The 19,541-nt window shown below is 60.6% G+C and carries 15 protein-coding genes; 10 read left to right on the plus strand and 5 right to left on the minus strand.

Annotated features, from left to right (window positions below; translation table 11 throughout):
• The first annotated feature begins 6 nt into the window (after nucleotides 1–6).
• Both AC1Z36_RS08495 and AC1Z36_RS08500 read left to right on the plus strand, forming a co-directional pair.
• Nucleotides 7–1,278, plus strand: a complete 1,272-nt coding sequence (locus AC1Z36_RS08495) for an MFS transporter (RefSeq protein ID WP_105657618.1) — start codon at nucleotides 7–9, stop codon at nucleotides 1,276–1,278.
• Nucleotides 1,275–1,949, plus strand: coding sequence for a FadR/GntR family transcriptional regulator (locus AC1Z36_RS08500; RefSeq protein WP_105657617.1), 675 nt, complete (start codon nucleotides 1,275–1,277; stop codon nucleotides 1,947–1,949). The genes AC1Z36_RS08495 and AC1Z36_RS08500 overlap by 4 nt, the downstream gene beginning before the upstream one ends.
• A gap of 27 nt (nucleotides 1,950–1,976) precedes the next feature.
• Here the strand turns inward: AC1Z36_RS08500 and AC1Z36_RS08505 are convergent, their stop codons facing one another.
• Nucleotides 1,977–3,119: a glutamate--cysteine ligase gene (locus tag AC1Z36_RS08505; RefSeq protein ID WP_105657616.1), complete on the minus strand. Its 1,143-nt coding sequence runs from the start codon at nucleotides 3,117–3,119 to the stop codon at nucleotides 1,977–1,979.
• A gap of 155 nt (nucleotides 3,120–3,274) precedes the next feature.
• Nucleotides 3,275–4,516 (minus strand): THUMP-like domain-containing protein, encoded by a 1,242-nt coding sequence (locus AC1Z36_RS08510; RefSeq protein WP_105657615.1) that lies wholly within the window; start codon nucleotides 4,514–4,516, stop codon nucleotides 3,275–3,277.
• A 455-nt stretch (nucleotides 4,517–4,971) separates the two neighbouring features.
• On the opposite strand from AC1Z36_RS08510, the gene AC1Z36_RS08515 reads away from it, so the two are divergent.
• The 4 genes from AC1Z36_RS08515 (at nucleotide 4,972) to AC1Z36_RS08530 (ending at nucleotide 9,858) form a co-directional block, all read left to right on the plus strand.
• Nucleotides 4,972–6,513 carry an amino acid permease gene (locus tag AC1Z36_RS08515; protein WP_483561937.1) on the plus strand — a complete coding sequence of 514 codons (1,542 nt, stop codon included), beginning with the start codon at nucleotides 4,972–4,974 and terminating at the stop codon, nucleotides 6,511–6,513.
• A gap of 204 nt (nucleotides 6,514–6,717) precedes the next feature.
• Entirely contained in the window at nucleotides 6,718–7,014 is a 297-nt protein-coding gene (gene groES, locus AC1Z36_RS08520; RefSeq protein ID WP_105657613.1) for a co-chaperone GroES, read from the plus strand.
• 33 nt (nucleotides 7,015–7,047) lie between these two features.
• Nucleotides 7,048–8,649 carry a chaperonin GroEL gene (gene groL / locus AC1Z36_RS08525; protein WP_105657612.1) on the plus strand — a complete coding sequence of 534 codons (1,602 nt, stop codon included), beginning with the start codon at nucleotides 7,048–7,050 and terminating at the stop codon, nucleotides 8,647–8,649.
• A gap of 207 nt (nucleotides 8,650–8,856) precedes the next feature.
• Nucleotides 8,857–9,858, plus strand: coding sequence for an NADP-dependent oxidoreductase (locus AC1Z36_RS08530; RefSeq protein ID WP_105657611.1), 1,002 nt, complete (start codon nucleotides 8,857–8,859; stop codon nucleotides 9,856–9,858).
• Nucleotides 9,859–9,898: 40 nt separating this feature from the next.
• Here AC1Z36_RS08530 and AC1Z36_RS08535 read toward each other — a convergent pair whose 3' ends face one another.
• On the minus strand, nucleotides 9,899–10,483 hold the full coding sequence (locus AC1Z36_RS08535) for a TetR/AcrR family transcriptional regulator (RefSeq protein WP_483561938.1): 585 nt from the start codon (nucleotides 10,481–10,483) through the stop codon (nucleotides 9,899–9,901).
• 316 nt (nucleotides 10,484–10,799) lie between these two features.
• On the opposite strand from AC1Z36_RS08535, the gene AC1Z36_RS08540 reads away from it, so the two are divergent.
• Both AC1Z36_RS08540 and guaB read left to right on the plus strand, forming a co-directional pair.
• Nucleotides 10,800–12,953, plus strand: a complete 2,154-nt coding sequence (locus AC1Z36_RS08540) for an acyltransferase family protein (protein WP_146112273.1) — start codon at nucleotides 10,800–10,802, stop codon at nucleotides 12,951–12,953.
• A gap of 121 nt (nucleotides 12,954–13,074) precedes the next feature.
• Nucleotides 13,075–14,580 carry an IMP dehydrogenase gene (gene guaB, locus AC1Z36_RS08545; RefSeq protein ID WP_105657608.1) on the plus strand — a complete coding sequence of 502 codons (1,506 nt, stop codon included), beginning with the start codon at nucleotides 13,075–13,077 and terminating at the stop codon, nucleotides 14,578–14,580.
• Nucleotides 14,581–14,661: 81 nt separating this feature from the next.
• Here guaB and AC1Z36_RS08550 read toward each other — a convergent pair whose 3' ends face one another.
• Together AC1Z36_RS08550 and AC1Z36_RS08555 are read right to left on the minus strand one after the other, a co-directional pair.
• Nucleotides 14,662–15,429: an SDR family NAD(P)-dependent oxidoreductase gene (locus tag AC1Z36_RS08550; RefSeq protein WP_105657607.1), complete on the minus strand. Its 768-nt coding sequence runs from the start codon at nucleotides 15,427–15,429 to the stop codon at nucleotides 14,662–14,664.
• A gap of 24 nt (nucleotides 15,430–15,453) precedes the next feature.
• The gene (locus tag AC1Z36_RS08555) at nucleotides 15,454–16,803 is read right to left on the minus strand and encodes a short-chain fatty acid transporter (protein ID WP_483561939.1); all 1,350 of its coding nucleotides are present in this window, start codon (nucleotides 16,801–16,803) and stop codon (nucleotides 15,454–15,456) included.
• 277 nt (nucleotides 16,804–17,080) lie between these two features.
• On the opposite strand from AC1Z36_RS08555, the gene AC1Z36_RS08560 reads away from it, so the two are divergent.
• The gene (locus AC1Z36_RS08560) at nucleotides 17,081–18,142 is read left to right on the plus strand and encodes a LacI family DNA-binding transcriptional regulator (RefSeq protein WP_286134196.1); all 1,062 of its coding nucleotides are present in this window, start codon (nucleotides 17,081–17,083) and stop codon (nucleotides 18,140–18,142) included.
• A gap of 76 nt (nucleotides 18,143–18,218) precedes the next feature.
• Nucleotides 18,219–19,541: an MFS transporter gene (locus AC1Z36_RS08565; protein ID WP_286134195.1), complete on the plus strand. Its 1,323-nt coding sequence runs from the start codon at nucleotides 18,219–18,221 to the stop codon at nucleotides 19,539–19,541.

Raw genomic sequence — 19,541 nt, forward strand, 5'->3', positions numbered from 1 at the left:
TTAAACGTGATCGACAACGCATCAGAATCCGCGGCCCCGCCTCCTGCCAGCAAAGCCGCCAAGCATCCCTGGCGGGCAAGCGCACTGGCAGTTGCGGCGGTGATCCTCGTCGGGCTGAACCTGCGCATGGGTATTGCCTCGGCATCTCCGCTCTTCCATGACCTGCAGGAGATGATGGGGTACGGCACGTTCATCGCTTCGCTGCTGCCGACGATCCCAGTTTTGTGCTTTGCCGTGGCTGGCGCGGCAACGAGCTTGGTGATCGGCAGGACCGGACTGGAACTGGGCATCGCCCTGTCCTTGCTGCTGCTCACCGCTGGGCTGGCCTTGCGCATTGTCGATTCAACTTGGGCCTTGCTGGCCGGCACCGTGGTAGGCATGTGCGGCTTGGCCATCTGCAATGTGGCCATGCCCTCATTTATTCGAGAGCACCACGGGAACCGCGCCGCGTCGATGACCGCGGCCTACACGACCACCATGTCCATCGGCGCGACGCTGGCCTCCGCAATCAGCGTCCCGCTGGCGGTGAAGGCGGGTTCGCCGACGACGGCATTGGCTTTGTGGGCGATTCCCGCCGGCCTGGCTTTGCTGGTCTTTGTGCCGCTGTCCATCTCCGGGAAGCGTTCCGCTGTTCAGAAGGGCACGCATGTTTCTCCATGGCCGCTACTGGCCACGCGCAAGGGCTTGCTGTTCACCACTGTTTTCGGCATCCAGTCGCTGCTGGTCTATACCGTGGTCAGCTGGTTGCCGCATATCCTCATTTCGCGCGGGCTGGAGCCAGTTGATGCCGGCTTGATGCTGGGCATCGTGCAGGGAGTCAGCATCCCGGCAGTCATGATCATGCTCTGGATGGCTTCGAAGCCGGCCCTGCTGCGCAGTGCCTTCGTGCTGACTACCAGCTGCTCGGTACTCGGTTTTATCGCTCTGCTGCTCTTGCCGGTAGAACTGTCCTTGATCAGCTCGGTCTTCATTGGCCTGGGCTTCGGGGTGTTCCCGCTGGTGATGCTCATGCTCAGCCGCAGTGGCGGCAGCGCAGAAGAAACGACAGCAATGTCCACGGTGGCCCAATCTGTCGGCTACCTGATTGCAGCCATTGGACCCTTCGCCCTGGGGCTCATGCAGGGCGCATTGGGATCTTGGACGGTTGGCTTGGTGATCATCCTCGCCTTCGCTGTGGTGCAGCTTCTGTTCTGCTACAAGCTGGGCGGCCTGCGTACCGAAGCCGATTCGCATCCGTTGATCGAAGTGGACGGCTCGGCTGAAGCGGAGCGGCCATGAGCAAGACCCCATTGCGTCCGCCCTTGTCCGAAGAGGTTGTGGCGAAGCTGCAGAGCGCCGTAGCGAAGGGCCGCTGGAAGGTGGGGGACCGCATTCCGGCTGAACCCGAGCTGATGGCGGAAATGGGCGTCTCCCGCGGGACCTTGCGCGAAGCCATCAAGGCGCTGGCCAGCACGGGGATCTTCGAGGTCCGCCGTGGAGATGGCACCTATGTGCGCGCGACCAGCGAGATCAGCGGCACCGCCCAACGGGTGTACCGCGACCACTCCGACCAGGACGTGCTCCAGGTGCGATTCGCCCTGGATACCCAGTCGGCCCGGCTCGCTGCCAAAGCCGCTGATGCAAAAGTAGTCGAACAGCTGCGCGCTTTGCTGGGCCAGCGAAGCGAAGCATGGGGAAACCGGGATTATCCTGCGTGGGCGAAAGCCGACTGGAAATTCCATCTGGAAGTAGCGCGGGCTTCCGGTGTTCCGCTGATGCATGAGATCTATGAGAGCTTCGGGGATGTTTTCCACGGAACCAAGATGGTCCAGAGGCTTGCCGACGGATTCGATGGCTGCCTGCACGAGGGCCACGAATCACTGGTAGACGCAATCGAAGCAGGCGATCCCGAGGCAGCAGCTCGAACTGTTATCAAGAATCTTGATTACTGCATGAGCTGGATGCCTTAATTCCTGACTTCGAGGGCGCTGCCCGGACTAGACAGCCTTCATGCGCCGGACGTTTTCCTGCACCACTGCCTTGAAGTCCCCGCCCGAAGCCGCAAAGGTATTGCGCTGCAACTGGTATTCCGCCCCGCGTTCGATCAAACGGATTATGCCCTGCAGTTCCTCGGCGCATCCCAGCTGCTCGGCAATCGGTGCCAGGCGCTTGACCTCTGAGCGCAGGTGGTCAGTCACCAGCATCTCGTCGCCTTGGGCGTTGAGGATGATGATGGCATCCAGCCCGTAGCGGGCGGCGCGCCACTTGTTCTCCACTCGGAACCAGGCCGGCATAACAGGAATCTTGTAGCCGGCTTCGATGGATAGCGACATGTCGTGCACCAGGCACTGGGTCAGTGCGGTAAAAGCGGCAATGTCATCCAGAGAGCTCACGCCATCGCAGATGCGCATTTCCACGGTGCCCAAACGAGGTACCGGACGCACATCCCAGCGGATCTCGGAGACATCATCAATAACCCCGGTATGCAGCATGTCTGCAACGTGGGATTCGTATTCGGACCATGAATCGAAGTGGAAGGGGATCCCGGCAGCTGGCAGTTGCTGGAACATCAGCGAACGCTGCGAAGCGTAGCCGGTGTCTTCCCCGCCCCAGTACGGGGAGGAGGCGCTGAGTGCTTGGAAATGCGGCTGGTAGTTGATCAAACCGTCAGTGATTGGAAGCGCTTTTTCGCGATCGTCCAAGCCCACGTGCACGTGCACGCCGTAGATCACCATCTGGCGGCCCCACCACTGGGTGCGGTCAATCAGCTTGGCATAGCGGTCCTTGTCCGTCACCGGCTGCAAGGTCGGCGCGGCAAAAGGATGGGAGCCCGCGGAATACAGGTCCACGCCGTGGTTTCCGGCGACCTCGTTGAGCATGCGCACGTTGGTGCGCAGTTCCTCAGCCGCGTCTGCCACGTTGGTATGGACACCGGTGACCACCTCCACGGTATTCATCAACAATTCCGGCTTCACTGTCGGATGCTCATCTTCGCGGTCAAGACCGGCCTCATCCTTGAGCTGGTCAAGGATACTCTCGGCAACCGAGCACAAGTCCGCACTTTCGCGATTGACCAAGGCGATTTCCCATTCGACACCGATAGTGGATTGGGAAGAGTGGGCGAACTCGATTTTCTGCACGGCGCTCCTATTGATGACGTCTCGGACGGAATGCTCCGGAGCCGAACAAAGTGGATGGAGCGTCCACCGATTCCTCGATGTTTCTCCATACTCATTGTATGTATTGCGCCGCTCCTGCCGGGACAATGCTCCGGTGGGACCTGCGTCACCCCAGACTAGTGCGGGATGACCTCGAAAGCTACGCGTTTGTCGCCGAGGCGAGCCAGGATCAGCGTTGCCTTGTTCTTGGCGCTCTTGGGGGAGCCTGCCAGCAAAATGCGGCGCAATTCTTCGGGCGTGACGTCGACTCCGCGCTTCTTGATATCCAATGTGCCGATGCCGTTGGATTTCACCCAGCTGCGCAGCTTCTTCACGTTGTAGTCATGCACTGCCATGACTTTGTAGCCGCGGGCAAACGGCGTGGAAATCTGCTGGTCATGGGTGAAGTAGGCGATGTGCTCATCGAGCAGGTGGCCGCCAGTGCGCTCCAGCAAGGTCGAGATCAGGTGGGAACGGATCACTGCGCCATCGGGTTCGTAGATGTGCGCTTCCAGTTCGCCTACCGGGGCCGGCTGGTCATTTGCCGCGGCTGCTGCACTGGCCAACTCGTGGGCGCCGTCCTTGTCGATGACCAGCGCGGCACGGGCGATGTCCTTGCGCTTGAGCTTGCCGAACCAGAGGCAGGCCTCGATGACCGAGCCGTGGTCCGAAATCCAGACAGCCTCGGCGTTCACCGGAATCGCTTCATGGGGCAGGCCCGGACCGAGTTTCACTCCGACGTCCAGCCCGGAGTCCACCAGCTTCTCCACGAAAGACAGGGGCGGGGAAAACGCCTCGGGGTCGAAGAGTCGGCGGGTGCTTCCCTTCACGTCGGTACGCCGGGCTGGATCCAGCCAGACGCCGTCAATCCCGGTCAGATCGGTGTCCTCGGCGCTGCCGTGGATCACGGTGGCATTGTCGAAGGGCATCAGGTTCAAGGTTGTGGCTGCCGCGGTGGTTTCATCCATCTCTACTGCGGTGACCTGCAGGCCAGCGCTGGCCAGCGCAATGGAGTCGGTGCCGATGCCGCATCCGAGGTCTGCGACGTGGGTGGAACCGGCATTGGTGTAGCGGCGGGCATGCAGCCCGGCGATGGTCAGGCGCGTGGCCTGCTCCAGTCCGGCCGGGGTCAAGATCAACGAGTCTGCAAAGGGGCCGAATTTCACCCTCGCCCGGAAACGCAGCTCGGCCTGCGCCATGACGGCGCGAACCACCTGGGCGTCGTGGCCTTCCTTGCGCAGCTTCTCATTCAGCGACCAAGCAGCATCCTTGGTGGCCACCATGGACGGGTCGATGGTGGAAAGCAGCTTCCAGCCGTCTTCCGAAAGCAGGGCGGCGAATTGTTCATTGAGCGTTGAGTCATTTGAAGCCTGGGCCATGATCCAAGACTATCGTTGATGCGTCTTGGAACAGACTGGCCCTCTCGGTGTGCCCAGCCCGCAGGGCCAGTGATCTATGTGACAAAAACGCGTCACATTCAGAATTCACAGAATCGCCAAGCGGGCTCCGCCAAGCTCCGGGATCCGGGCGCCCAGCAGTTGCGCCAAGAGCAGTTCGAAGCCGGGAGATGTGAAGCCCTGAAACCAAAAGACTAAGTATCGCTATCTCATGGGCATTGATTTGGTTAGAGAGAGTAATGCTTGTTGCTAATTGGATCGTCTGGCTAACGAGTAGCCCTATCGCTGTTTTACAGTTCTCCGCCACTAGGAAGCGGTTCGCTGGACCAAGTTGCCCCGCTTGCTGCAAGCGGCTGCATGTCCTCCGCAAGACATGAAGTGATCCACGTCGCATTCCCCTGTGGAACTGGTGTTGTATGGCACCTGTGATGAAACCTATGCAGCGAACGACAGTGACGTCGACAACCGGTCCAAAGGCCGTGGATCCCGCACCCCTGGTGCAGAACCAGCTTAAGCGCGGCATGAGCAGCCGCCACCTGCAGATGATCGCCATTGGCGGTTCCATCGGCACCGGGCTGTTCGTGGCCTCCGGCGGCACTATTGCCCAGGCGGGTCCCGGCGGCGCGCTGCTGGCCTACGCCGCGGTGGGTCTCATGGTGTACCTGCTCATGCAGTCCCTGGGCGAGATGACCGCGAAGATCCCGGTGGCCGGATCCTTCCAGACCTTCGCTACCCGCTTCGTTTCCCCCTCCTTCGGCTTCGCCATCGGCTGGAACTACTGGTTCAACTGGGCCATCACTGTTGCAGCGGAACTGGTGGCCGCTGGCATCGTGATGAGCTTCTGGTTGCCTGATGTCCCCGGTTGGGTCTGGGCCGGCTCTTTCCTGGTGGCCTTGACCGCCTTGAATGCTTTGTCCGCCAAGGCCTTCGGCGAAGGCGAGTTCTGGCTGGCCATGATCAAGGTGGTCACCGTCATCGCCTTCCTGGCCGCCGGCGTGCTGATGATCTTCGGGGTGCTCGGCGCGCACACCGATCCGCTGGCCAACTGGCGCGAAGGCAAGGATGTCTTCCATGGCGGCTGGCTGTCCATCGTCTCGGTCTTCATGATTGCCGGATTCTCCTTCCAGGGCACCGAGCTGGTGGGTGTCGCCGCAGGCGAAGCCAAGGATCCGCGCCGCGAAGTGCCCAAGGCCATCCGCCGGGTGTTCTGGCGCATCATGCTCTTCTACATCGGTGCCATCTTCATCATCGGCTGCCTGATTCCGCTCACCGACCCGAGCCTGCTGGCCAGCGGCGAAGCCGACGTGGCTTCCTCGCCCTTCACCCTGGTCTTCGAGCGGGCCGGCATCGCTTTTGCTGCTGCTGCCATGAACGCGGTCATTCTCACCGCCATCCTCTCGGCTGGCAACTCGGGGCTCTACGCCTCAACCCGCATGCTCTACTCCATGGCCCACGATGGCAAGGCTCCGAAGATCTTCGGGCGCACCAACTCCCGCGGCGTGCCGATCATGGCTCTGCTGGCCACCGCTGCGGTAGGCCTCTTCGGGTTCCTCACCGCCCTGGTGGGCCAGGGTGCGGCCTATACCTGGCTGCTGAATGTCTCGGGGCTGTGCGGGTTCATCGTCTGGGTGGGTATTGCCGTATCCCACTACCGCTTCCGCCGCGGTTATCTCGCCCAGGGCTACAGCGTGAAGGACCTGCCCTACTTGGCCCCGCTCTTCCCGCTAGGACCCATCGTGGCCTTCCTGATGCTGATTGCCGTGATCGTCGGTCAGAACTACCAAGCGGTGCTGGCCGGCCACGGGCTGGAAGTGCTCTCGGCCTATATCGGGCTGCCGCTGTTCCTCGGACTGTGGCTGGTGCACCGCATGGTGACCAAGTCCAAGATGGTCAAGCTCACCGAGATGGATCTGGACGCTCCGGAGGATATCGAAGAGTCTGCGGCTGTGCGCTCTGCGCGAACCGGTGTGAAGAAGTAGGGCAATGATTAGCACTCGCCTTGACCGAGTGCTAAAGCTCGTCCTAAAGTCATGTGTGGGTGTCACGATGGAAGTTGCATCTGCAGCTTGCAGCGTTACACACCGCCTGACTGGATACCACCAACTGGCACCGCGACGACGGTTGGTCCAATGCCATAGGGCGCACCCCTACAACCATTGGTTCATACACGAAAAGGAGAGACCATGTCTGTCTCCATCAAGCCGCTCGAAGACCGCATTGTCATCAAGCAGGTCGAAGCCGTAACCACCACCGCTTCGGGCCTGGTCATCCCAGACTCCGCTAAGGAAAAGCCACAGGAAGGCGCCGTAGTCGCCGTAGGCCCAGGCCGCATCGATGACAACGGCAACCGCATTCCCCTGGACGTTTCAGAAGGCGACGTAGTCCTGTACTCGAAGTACGGCGGAACCGAGGTCAAGGTCGGCAACGAAGAGTACCTGGTGCTCTCGGCTCGCGACGTACTGGCAGTCGTCGTAAAGTAACGCCAACCTCTCTAAAGTTTCAGGAGAAAATGCATGGCTAAGCAGCTAGCATTCAACGAGGAAGCGCGACGCGCCCTCGAAGCGGGCATTGATAAGCTCGCAAACACGGTGAAGGTCACCCTCGGCCCACTCGGCCGCAATGTGGTGCTTGCCAAGACCTGGGGCGCCCCGACCATCACCAATGACGGTGTCACCATTGCGCGTGAGATCGATCTGGAAGATCCATACGAGAACCTTGGCGCGCAGCTGGCCAAGGAAGTAGCCACCAAGACCAATGACGTAGCAGGCGACGGCACCACCACCGCCACCGTGCTCGCTCAGGCCCTGGTCAAGGAAGGCCTGAAGAACGTCGCCGCAGGCGCCGCTCCGGGCGATGTCCGCAAGGGCATTGAACTGGCTGTGGAGATCGTTTCGGACGCATTGGCCGCTAACGCCGTTGCCGTAGAGGACAAGGTTGCTAACGTAGCCGCGATCTCCGCGCAGTCGGATGAAATCGGCGAATTGCTGGCCAAGGCCTTCAAGACCGTGGGCACCGATGGCGTGATCACCATCGAGGAGTCCTCGACTACCGCTACCGAGCTGGTCCTGACCGAAGGCATGCAGTTCGACAAGGGCTACCTCTCGCCACAGTTCATCACCGACCAGGAGCGCCAGGAAGTTGTCCTGGAAGACGCACTGATCCTGATCAACCCAGCCAAGATCTCCACCGTGGCAGAATTCCTGCCACTGCTGGAAAAGGTCCTGGAAGCGAAGAAGCCGCTGCTGATCATCGCCGAGGATGTCGAGGGCGAAGCCCTTTCCACTCTGGTGGTCAACAAGCTGCGAGGCCTGCTGAACGTGGTAGCCGTCAAGGCTCCAGGCTTCGGCGACCGCCGCAAGGCAATGATGCAGGATCTGGCTATCCTCACCGGTGCCCAGGTTGTCTCCCCGGAACTGGGCCTGTCCCTGGACCAGGTTGGCACAGAGGTACTCGGCTCGGCACGCCGCGTGACCATCACCAAGGATTCCACCACCATCGTTGATGGCGCTGGCACCGAGGAAGATGTCGCAGAGCGCGTAGCCCAGCTGAAGGCTGAGCTGAACCGCACCGATTCGGAGTGGGACCGCGAGAAGCTGTCCGAGCGCCTGGCCAAGCTGTCCGGCGGCATCGGCGTGATCAAGGTGGGCGCTTCCACCGAGGTCGAGCTGAAGGAACGCAAGCACCGCATCGAGGATGCTGTGTCCTCCACCCGTGCTGCCCTGGAAGAGGGCATCGTTGCCGGCGGCGGTACCGCCCTGGTCGACGCGCTGGCTTCGCTGGATACCGATGCCCGCATCGCAGCCACCGAAGGCGACGTAGCAGCAGGCGTTGCGATTGTCCGCCGCGCGCTGGTGCAGCCGCTCTTCTGGATCGCTACCAACGCCGGCTTCGACGGTGCGGTAGTTGCTTCCAAGGTGGCGGAGTCCCCAGCCAACGAAGGCTTCAACGCCAAGACCGGTGTCTACGAGAACCTGCTGCACGCAGGCGTCATCGACCCAGTCAAGGTAACCCGCTCGGCACTGCGCAACGCAGCATCGATCGCGGCCTTGGTTCTGACCACCGAGACCTTGGTGGCAGAGAAGGCTGAAGAAGCTGAAGAGGCGCACGGCCACTAGGGTTTAGCCCGTCACCGAAGCATTGCTTCGTGAGCGAAAGCCGCCGTTGGATCCAGGATTTATCTCCTGGATCCAGCGGCGGCTTTTTGTTCTCAGAAAACGATCCACCCGGGGTGACCCAGCTCATTGACACGATAAATGAGTGCGCTCATAATTGAACTCAGTCAAAGATTGATGCCCATTTCATATCCGTACAGGAGATCTTCCATGCACGCGTTCGTTCTCGAAAACTACAAGGGTGCCCTGGTGCAGGCCGAGGTCGCTGAACCTGAGTTGGGGGAGCGGGAGGTACTCATCGAGATTGCGGCCGCTGGCGTCAACCAGCTTGACGAGAAGATCCGCGCAGGCGAATTCAAGGCAATCCTGCCCTACAAGATGCCGCTGGTTCTCGGCCACGACGTCGCAGGGACCGTGATCGGGCTCGGCTCAGGAGTCCGCGGCTTTACGGTAGGGGACCAGATTTTTGCCCGCCCTCGAGATCATCGGATCGGAGCTTTCGCCCAGCGCATGGCCGTGAATGAAATGGATATTGCGAAGGCACCTGTCTCCATCGACCTGGTGCAAGCGGCCTCGCTGCCCCTGGTTGCACTGACTGCGTGGCAGGTACTAGTTGAGCGGGGAAATCTGCAGCCGGGGCAGCGAGTACTCATCCACGCTGGCGCTGGCGGCGTCGGAACCATCGCCATCCAGCTGGCCAAGCACCTGGGCGCTTACGTCGCGACAACAGCGTCGGCGACGAACGCCGAATTCTTGCAGGATCTCGGAGCCGATGAAGTCATCGACTACAAGACCGAGGATTTCCAGGTAAGTATCTCGGGCTATGACCTGGTGCTTGACAGCCTGGGCGGCGAAACGCTTGCCAAGTCGCTGGGAGTTCTGCGCCCTGGAGGGAAGGTCATCGGCATCTCGGGTCCGCCGACTCCGGCATTCGCCAAGGAAGCAGGGCTGAATCCGGTGATGGGCTTGGCGGTCCGCGCGCTAAGCCGGTCAGTTCTCAAGAAGGCCAAGAAGCTGGGTGTCGGGTACGAGTTCCTCTTCATGAAGCCCAGCGGCCAGCAGCTGCGAGGCATTGCCGAACTGGTGGACTCCGGGGTCCTGACGCCCGTGGTGGGCCAGGTCTTCGGTTTTGCGCAAACTGCAGAGGCCCTTGAATCGATGGAGGCTGGTGGCCGGCGCGGCAAGACCGTCATCACCATGCAGCAGAAGTAAAGCGAGCGCGTTCGCCTGGGCGGTGGGCGCGCTTTGCTCGTCAGTGGGGGAGGATTGCAGCAATCTGAGCGCGGATGCCCCGGGCGACTTCAGCTGTGGCCAGTGCCGGGTCCGCAGCAGTAGCCATCGCCAGGAACTGGATGGAAGTGATGGCCCGCGCAATCGTGGCTGCCTCCGGCGCCTCCAGATTCCTATGCGTGCCCAGGAGCTCGGCAATCGCCTGTTCGGTCAACGCCGCTATGCGCAGGGCTTCGGCATGATGCGGTTCCGCCGAATCGCCAAAAACCATTTCGCGCAGATAAAAGCGCCCGTTGTCGACATGCTTCCGATTGCAGTCGATGATCGGTACCAAAAGGGCCATGGTTGCCTCCAGCGCGGTCTTTGCTGATTTAGAGGCCTCGAGGCCTTGCTCCAAGGAGCGTTCGTAGCGGTGGTTCTGCACCATGAGCAGCAGCTCGGATTTGGACTTGGCGTAGAGGAAAAGGGTTCCGGTTCCGATATCCGCCGCGTCGGCGATCTGCTGCGTGGTGACCTCATCGACACCGTGTGCCGCGAAGAGTTCGCTGGCCGCGGAGATGATCCGTTCAAGCTTCGCCTGCTTGTTGCGTTCGCGTCGTCCTGGCATAGGAGTTGAAGACGTCACCCGGGAGCCCCTCGGCTAGAACTGATCAGAGTTATTCATGAGTCTAATCAAGAAAGCTGTTGTTTCAGAATGCGCGGATTGACTTCGCTCACCTGGCCAAGCAACAATTTGCCGCCGTGCCGACGATGGCTGGGCGGCAAACCGCCGTGGAACTTTGCGCCAGTTCTCGAATTTCGACAGCTAATCCTGAGCAGGTCAGGCCAATACGGTCAATCTATATACGCTGCTTTACAGCGGCAGCAGCGTCAACTCGCACGGTGTGGCCATGGCGAATTGATAAGATGGTTGGTTGTCTGACGTGAATCAAGTAGAAAACGCCGAGGACAATTACCTGTCCCCGAAGAAAGCGCAGCCAGTGAGCCATACGTTGGATCAGTCTCGGACAAGCACCCAGCGTGCCGGTTTCCGAGTTGATTTGCAGGGACTTCGCGCCCTCGCAGTCCTGCTGGTGATGTGCTATCACATCTGGTTCTCCCGGGTCTCCGGCGGTGTGGACATCTTCTTGATGCTCTCCGCCTTCTTCCTCACTTCTTCCACCGCACGGCGCATCGCCCGCGGGCAGCGCCCGCCTCTGCTCGACGGCTGGCTGCATCGATTCTCGCGCCTGATACCGCAAGCGGCGGTAGTCATCATTGGCGTGGTCATCGCGGCATGGATCATCCTGCCTAGTACGCGCTGGCTGGAGCTGATCGACCAGTCCAATGCCGCGCTGTTCTACTGGCAGAACTGGTACCTCTCGGATCACCAGGTGGACTACTACGCCTTCAACACAGCCGCCGCCTCGCCGCTGCAGCACTTCTGGTCCCTGTCTGTCCAGGGACAGATCTTCATCATCTGGCCGCTGGTTCTTGCCGGCAGCGCACTGCTCTGGAAGAAGCTCTTCTCCCGGCACAGCTTCGCCGCCGTAGCAGGCGGCGCCTTCGGAGCCATCTTCCTCGGCTCGCTCGCGTATTCCATTCACATCACCGCCACCAACCAGCAGGTGGCCTACTTCCACACGGGCGCGCGCCTATGGGAATTCGCCCTCGGTTCGCTGCTCGCCTTGGCATTGCCGTGGCTCTCCAGCCTGCCCGAGAAGATCCGCCGCATCGGAGGCTGGGCCGGCCTGGCCACCGTCATAGGCAGTGGCGCCGTACTGGATGTGCAGGGGCAGTTCCCGGGCTTCATGGCTTTGGTGCCCACGGTCGCCGCCGCCTTGGTGATCTCGGCTCCGGCACCGCGCAGCTGGGCCAACCCGTCGGGCCTGCTTTCCTTGCCCCCGCTGGTAAAGCTGGGCGACCTGTCCTACGGCATGTACCTGTGGCACTGGCCGTTGCTGGTCTTCTACCTTGAGGTCTCCGGGAACGAGAAGGCCTCCTTCGCTGCCGGCAGTGTCTTGATTCTTGCCTCGATCCTCGCTTCATGGGCCACCACCAAGTTCGTCGAGAAACCGGCCATCGCCTGGCAAGCCAGTGCCAGCTTCTCGCGCCTGATTCCGCAAACCGGGTTCAAGCTCATTGCCCAGTTTGCCGTGGTCGCTGTGGGGCTTGGCGTAGCCAGCCTTCCGGTGATGGCCTGGGAGAACAACGTCGAGCACCGCAGGGCCATGGCCGCGGCGCAGACCGCCACCGACAACCCCGGGGCCAACGCCGAAGATGACTGGGATCCGTCACCTGCGGCTTTGACCCTGCCGCTGGCGACCGAACTGGATAGCGAATGGCAGACTCCCGGCGATGTCTGCGAAGGGGCGAACGCTCCAGATGACGAGCGCATCCACTTCTGCGAGCAGGGCGGCACTTTCGACGGGGGAGCGCCGGACCTGGTACTGCTGGGCGATTCGCACATGCAGCACTGGTCCGCGGCGGCTTCGGCAATGATCGAGGAAGCTGGCGGCAGCTGGATCCTGGTGTACGAACCGGGTTGCCGCTACGGCTCCGATGCGGACCGCGGGGAAGAAGCCTGCTCCGGCTTCCAGGACGCGGCGCAGGAATATGTAGCGGACCTGGCTCCGCAGATGGTGCTGACCACGGCCAGCAAGACCGTAGCGGACCCTGATGACATGCTTCGCAGCCCGGGGGAGCAGGAGATCCTGGTGGACAACTACGCCGAGATGATCCAGCCGCTGCTCGATGCCGGAAGCCGGGTCATCGCGATGCGCGATACCCCGCGCTATACCTACTCCATTCCGGAATGCGTGGATTCGAACAAGGGACTCCCTGCCAACTGCGATGGTTCGGCCGGCTACGCATTGAACAGCGTGAATCCAGTGGAGCAATTCCTGGATTCCAATGATTATGGCGACCAGGTTGTTTCCCTGGACATGACGGGGTTGCTCTGCCCCGAGGGGGTCTGCAAAGCTGTCATTGGCAACGTCTTGACGTACCTGGATGATTCGCACCTGTCCAAGACCTTCGTGCTCAGTGCCAAGCGCCAGTTCGCTTCTTCTTTCAAGGAAGCAACAAACTGGGAATAAGTCACCCCTGATGCGGGATGGGGCATGAGGTTGAACACAGTGCGCCACGAAGGAATAACCGGAACGCCAAAAGAGCTCTACCATTTAATCAACCTCCGCTGTCGCCCCGAAAGGTTCCCCCGTGACTGAGTTCAACCCCTTTGCCTTTGAAGGACTCACCTACGACGACGTTCTGCTGTTGCCTGGCCCGACGGATGTGATTCCTTCGGAGGCGGACACCACCACCCGCTTCACCAAGCGCATCAACATCCAGGTGCCCATCAGCTCCGCTGCAATGGACACGGTGACCGAAGCACCCATGGCAATCGCGCTGGCACGCCAGGGCGGTATCGGCGTGATCCACCGCAACCTTTCCATTGAGTCCCAGGCCAAGCAGGTTGACCAGGTTAAGCGCAGCGAGTCGGGCATGATCACCGACCCAGTCACCGTGCACCCGGGTGCCACCTTGGCTGAATGGGATGAGCTGTGCGCTCAGTACCGCGTCTCCGGTCTGCCAGTGGTAGATGAGAACCGCAAGCTGTTGGGCATCATCACCAACCGCGACACCCGCTTTGTTCCTCGCGAACGCTACATGACCACCAAGGTCTACGAAGTGATGACCGGCATGCCGCTGGTGACCGCTCATGACGGTGTAGCTCCAGAGAAGGTAATCGAGCTCCTGTCCAAGAACCGCATCGAGAAGCTTCCACTCATCGATAACGACGGCAAGCTCACCGGCTTGATCACCGTCAAGGACTTCGACAAGGCCGAGCAGTATCCTCTGGCGACCAAGGACGACGAAGGCCGTCTGCGTGTTGCAGCTGCTGTTGGATTCTTCGGCGAAGGCTACGAGCGTGCCATGACCCTGATCGACGCCGGCGTTGACGCACTGGTTGTCGACACCGCCAATGGCCACTCGCAGGGCGTGCTGGAGATGATTGCACGCCTGAAGAAGGATCCAGCGGCTGCGCACGTGGACATCATCGGCGGCCAGGCAGCCACCTATGACGGTGCCAAGGCACTGATCGATGCTGGCGCTGACGCCATCAAGGTCGGCGTTGGCCCGGGCTCCATCTGCACCACCCGCATCGTTGCCGGCGTGGGCGTTCCCCAGGTTACCGCTATCTACGAAGCAGCCAAGGCAGCTATTCCAGCTGGCGTTCCATTGATCGCTGACGGCGGCCTGCAGCACTCGGGCGATATCGGCAAGGCCCTGGTGGCCGGCGCCGACTCGGTCATGCTCGGCTCCCTGCTGGCAGGTACCGCTGAGTCCCCAGGCGATCTGGTCTTCATGGGCGGCAAGCAGTTCAAGGCCTACCGCGGCATGGGCTCGCTGGGCGCAATGGAAACCCGTGGCAAGAACACCTCGTACTCCAAGGACCGCTACTTCCAGGCTGACGCGCCATCGAACGAGAAGCTGATCCCTGAAGGCATCGAAGGCCAGGTCCCTTACCGCGGCCCGCTGTCGGCTGTCACCCACCAGCTCGTGGGCGGCCTGCGCCAGACCATGTTCTACGTTGGCGGACGCACCGTTCCCGAGCTGAAGGCACGCGGCAAGTTCGTCCGCATCACCGCAGCAGGCCTGAAGGAATCGCACCCGCACGACATCATGATGACCGTTGAGGCACCGAACTACCGTTCGCGCTAAGGCTCATCTGATGCGGAAAACCCCATCACCACTGGCGCATTGCCAGAGGTGATGGGGTTTTTCGCATCTCTGCTAGCTGATTCAGGAGGCCAGCCAGCCACCGTCGACGTTGAGCATCTGTCCAGTGATGTACCGGGATGCTTCCGAAAGCAAGAAAACCACCGGTCCGGCAAAGTCATCAGTGTGCCCCAGCCTATTCATCGGGATCCGTGAGAGAATTCGTTCTCTGTCTGCCGGTTTGGCCAGGAGATCTGAAGTGAGCTGCGTTTGGACGTATCCGGGAGCAATGCCGTTCACGCGGATGCCTTGTTGCGACCATTCCCGGGACAGCGCGCGGACAGCTCCGAGTACGGCTGACTTCGACATGACGTATGGTGCGACATTGGGCAGCCCAATGGTGCTTGCCAGGGAGCAGAGGAAGACGTGGCTTCCGACCGCGCTGCCGCGGGAGATCTCCCGCCGCGCGATCTCGGTGCTGAGGAACAGAGGGGCTTCGGCATTGACCTTCTGTACCCATCGCCATTCCTCAGGATCCAAATCGATGGCCTGCTTGCGCAGCTGCACACCCGCAGCATGGATCACGGAATCAACCGGACCGTTGCCTTCGGCAAGGTCTACAAGTTCATTGGCTTTGCCGGTTTGCGCTACATCCCAGGTATAGGTGTGCAGGCGTTGCCCATCGAGTCCGGCAAGCTGCCGTGTTTGCTCCAGCTGGGACTCCGTGCGGGACACTGCGCTGACACGTGCGCCGGCTTTGACGGCTGCCAGTGCCATAGCCTGCCCGATGCCGCGGCCAGCTCCGGTCACCAAAACGTGACGGTTGGCCAGTGAAAACTGTTCAAGACTCATGGGAATTCCTTGTTTGCGTGCTCGTTAGAAAATGTAGGTGGGCAACAGCAAGATGAAGAGGAATACCGCACCGCTGATGACCAATGAAACAAAGGTGTACTTCAAGATGGATCTCACTCCGAGCCCCGCGATCGCCAAGATCGGCAATGCGAAGAACGGCTGGATCATGTTGGTCCAGGTGTCGCCGTAACCGATTGCCATGATGATCAAGGCGGGATCCGTGCCCAAGGCGTTGGCCGCTTCGATGAAAATCGGTCCCTGAATGGCGAATTGGCCGCCACCACTGGGCACGAAGATGTTTACCAAGCCGGCGGCGAGGAAGGCGACAATCGGCAATGAGTTCGCGTTGGACATCGAGATGAACGCATCGCTGAGCACGGTGATCAGTCCCGTCGTCGTCACGATCCCCAGGATGCCGGCGTACAGCGGATACTGCAGCAGCACTTCGCCGGTGACTGTCGAAGCGTTCTTGATCAGCCCGGCCAACGCTACAGGGGAGTCAACCAGCAAGAGGATGATCGCGAGCATCGACCAGTTCACGATGTCGAAGGTCAAAACGAAGCCCAGGCGCATGAAGTGCCCGACGATGAAGACGCTGAGCAGTAGTCCCAGTCCGGTCGTGACGTAGCGCTTGGATTCAATCCAATCTGCCGGGCTTCCCGGTTTCCCAGCTTGACGGGCCTCCGTCTGGGAATCCGGGTTGCTGAGCGGGATCTCCAGGATCTCCTCGTCGGTCTTAGGCCGGGACATCACCATGCCGATGACCAGCGCGGGAATCATGATGAGCAGGCCAGTCATATTCCACCAGCTGAAGACCGTTTCCGTGACCGGGACCGGAGCACCCAGGAATTCCTCGATGAAGCTGCCAGGAGTGGCCGAAGTCAGCGGGGCTGCCCCTGAATATCCCATATGGTAGGGAATGAAGCCGGTGTAGGCGGCAGCGACCAACAAAGGGAAGTGGACTTTGATGCCGCGTTCGCGGCAGCTGGTGGCGATACTCTTGGCCAGAATCGCTCCGACGATTAGTCCCAGGCTCCACTGGGCCCAGGACACCAAGCAGGTCAGCAGGGTGACCCAGGCGTAGGCCTGCACCGCGTTCTTTGGAATGCTTGATACTTTCGACAGCACCCCCTGGACCTGGCGGGTATGGGCCAGTGCATGCCCGAAGAGCAGGGCCAGGCACATCTGCGTGATGAAGGCCAGTAGCCCTGTCAATCCTTCGCCCCAAGCGTTTACCACGGCGATCGGAGACGAATCGGTCATCGTCAATGCCATGAGCATCACGATCAACGTCAGCAGGACGGCGAATACCATTGCTGATGGCATCCATCGTTCGACAAGACGAGTCACAGGCTTCATTGCGGTTGTGAGCATCGTGCACCTCCAAGAGTAGGCCGATCAATTTGCTGGAGAAGAATATGACTACCGTCACATCCTTTCGAGGACGCTACTAGTGCGGTTCGGCATTAAGCAATCGTAAGTGGCTAGGCGTCCTATCTCCGGTTGCACCCGGTGCTTCAGGTGCATGAATAAGGTGATTCAGGTGATTTAGCTTTTAAAGCTTAATGTTGCTTAACGTATTTCCATGCCATGTAATGGTGATCACAAGCATTCGCAGGTTCTTATCCGATTTCACCAATGGAGGTGCGCGTTGACCACGCAGTCGCATTTATCGCTTCGGCCAGCGCGTGTCTCTGCTGCTGCTGTTGCCCGAGCTGCAGGGGTCTCTTCTGCAACGGTCAGCTACATCATGAACGGTCGACCCGGTGCCTCGCCTGAGACCCGGCGCCATGTGCTGAAGGTGGCGAACGAACTTGGCTACCGTCCCGCCAACCATGGGCAGCAGCAGGACCCGCTTCTGACCCGCGTGGTCGGCCTAGTGCTGCCGAACATCGTGAACCAGATGTATACGATCTGGGCACAGCACATCATCAATGCCACCGCCGCGGCCGGGTTCGATGTCTTTGTCGCAACAACGGGGGACGACCCCGAGGCGCTGGATCAAGTTGCTCGTACCCTGGCTGCCCGGAATGTTGATGGCGTCATTATCGCCGCTGCAATCAAGGAAGATTCGCGTTCTCTGAGGACCTTTCGCCAGAAACGAATTCCCTATGTCTGCCTGTCGCGCAATTCCGAGCATCTGCCTGGTGATTTCGTCGGGATCGATGACGACGCGGCTGCGGGGGAACTCATGTCCCACGTTCTGGATCACGGCTATTCGGAGGTGGCCACTGTCATCGGGCCGCGTTCCTCTACTGCGTCTTTGTTGCGCGAACAGGCTTTTGTCCGGGTTGCCCAACAAAGGGGTGTCCGGGTTGCGGGAGAACGCCTGATCAGTACCAAGCTCAGTTCGGAAGGCGGGCAGCTGGCCGCCAAAAGATTGTTCAGCTCGGCGCATCCGCCACGGGCTGTGGTCTGCGGATCGGATGAAATTGCCATTGGTGTCATGGAGCATGCGCTGTCGCTGGGCCTGCGCATTCCACAGGATGTCGCGATCGTCGGCTGTGACGGACTCAGGCACAGCCGCTCGAAAATCATCGGGCTGACAACAATTGTCCAGCCGGTGAAAGACATGGCGGAAAGGTCCTTCGAGCTACTCCTGGAACAGATCGTCGAGCCGCGGAACACCTACAAGCACACGATCTGCGAGCACAGCCTCCATATCGGTAGGACTTGCGGGTGCCCTGCTACAGGGCGAATGCCTGCCCTCTAGCTCACCACTAGACATTCTCAAAGCCAAGGGCCTGGTGCCCTCTACTCGTCATGCCTGCATGCGGAAGGAACTGACCGTGCAAACTACCAACGCGACACGTCGGATGCGCTCACCGGAAATGCTCAACAAGCTGATTTTCCGGCGCATCATGCCGCTGCTGATCGCAGCCTATGTCATGGCTTTCATTGATCGCACGAATATCGGCATGGCCAAAGACCGGTTGGAAATCGATCTGGGAATCTCGGCTACAGCGTACGGCGTGGGTGCCGGGCTGTTCTTCTTGACCTACGCGCTTTCGGAGATTCCCTCAAACCTGATCATGCACAAGGTCGGCGCACGGTTCTGGATCATGAGGATCATGATCACTTGGGGAATCCTGTCTGCCTGCATGGCACTGGTCCAGGGGGAGTGGTCCTTCTATATCCTGCGCATGCTGCTGGGCATCGCTGAGGCGGGCCTATTCCCGGGAGTCATCTACTTCATCACCCAGTGGTTTGTCGTCAAAGACCGCGCCCGGGCCAACGGACTCTTCTTGCTCGGCGTAGCCCTGGCGAACGTCATCGGGGCGCCACTGAGCGGCCTGCTGCTGACTATGGACGGCGTTGGCGGGTTGCACGGATGGCAGTGGATGTTCATCATCGAGGGGTTGCCAGCGTGCTTCTTGGCTATCGCAGTTTGGAAACTCCTGCCCAACAAGCCCACCGAAGCTAAATTCCTCACCCAGGCCGAGGCCGAGGACTTGGAAGCGCGAATCGCGGCTGAGGAAATCGCCGGCGCGAAGGCTGCTGGAAATTCCAAGCTTCTCCATGTTCTCAAGGACAAGCAGATCCTGTTGGTCGTTGCGATCTACTTCTCCCACCAGATCGCAGTCTACGCATTGAGCTTCTTCTTGCCTTCGATCATCGGTACATACGGGGAGCTATCCACCATCCAGATCGGCTTGCTCACCTCGATACCGTGGGTCTTCTCTGCCGCAGGCGCCTTGCTGATCCCCAAGCTTGCCACCAATGGCTCGCGATCGCGGATCGTTGCCAGCGCAACCATGACCGGCATCGTTGCCGGGTTCACCCTCGGTGCGCTTGGCGGACCGGTGCTCGGACTGATCGGCTTCTCGCTAGCCGCGTTCAACTTCTTCGCGTTGCAGCCGATCCTGTTCACCTACCCGGCAACCCGCCTTTCCGGTGCGACTCTGGCTGGCGGCATTGCTTTCGTGAACACCGTCGGGCTGTTCGGCGGATTCCTTGGTCCCTACATCATGGGGCTGATGGAAGAAGCTACTGGAAGCAAGATGTCGGGCCTCTGGTTCATTGTCGCGATCTGCGCCGTTGGCGCACTGCTCACTCTCAAGCTCAAGCAAGGCACCGAGGATCCCGCTAAAGCCGCTGTGTCCGGCCACTAG

It is taken from the genome of Glutamicibacter sp. BS14, assembly GCF_056934375.1.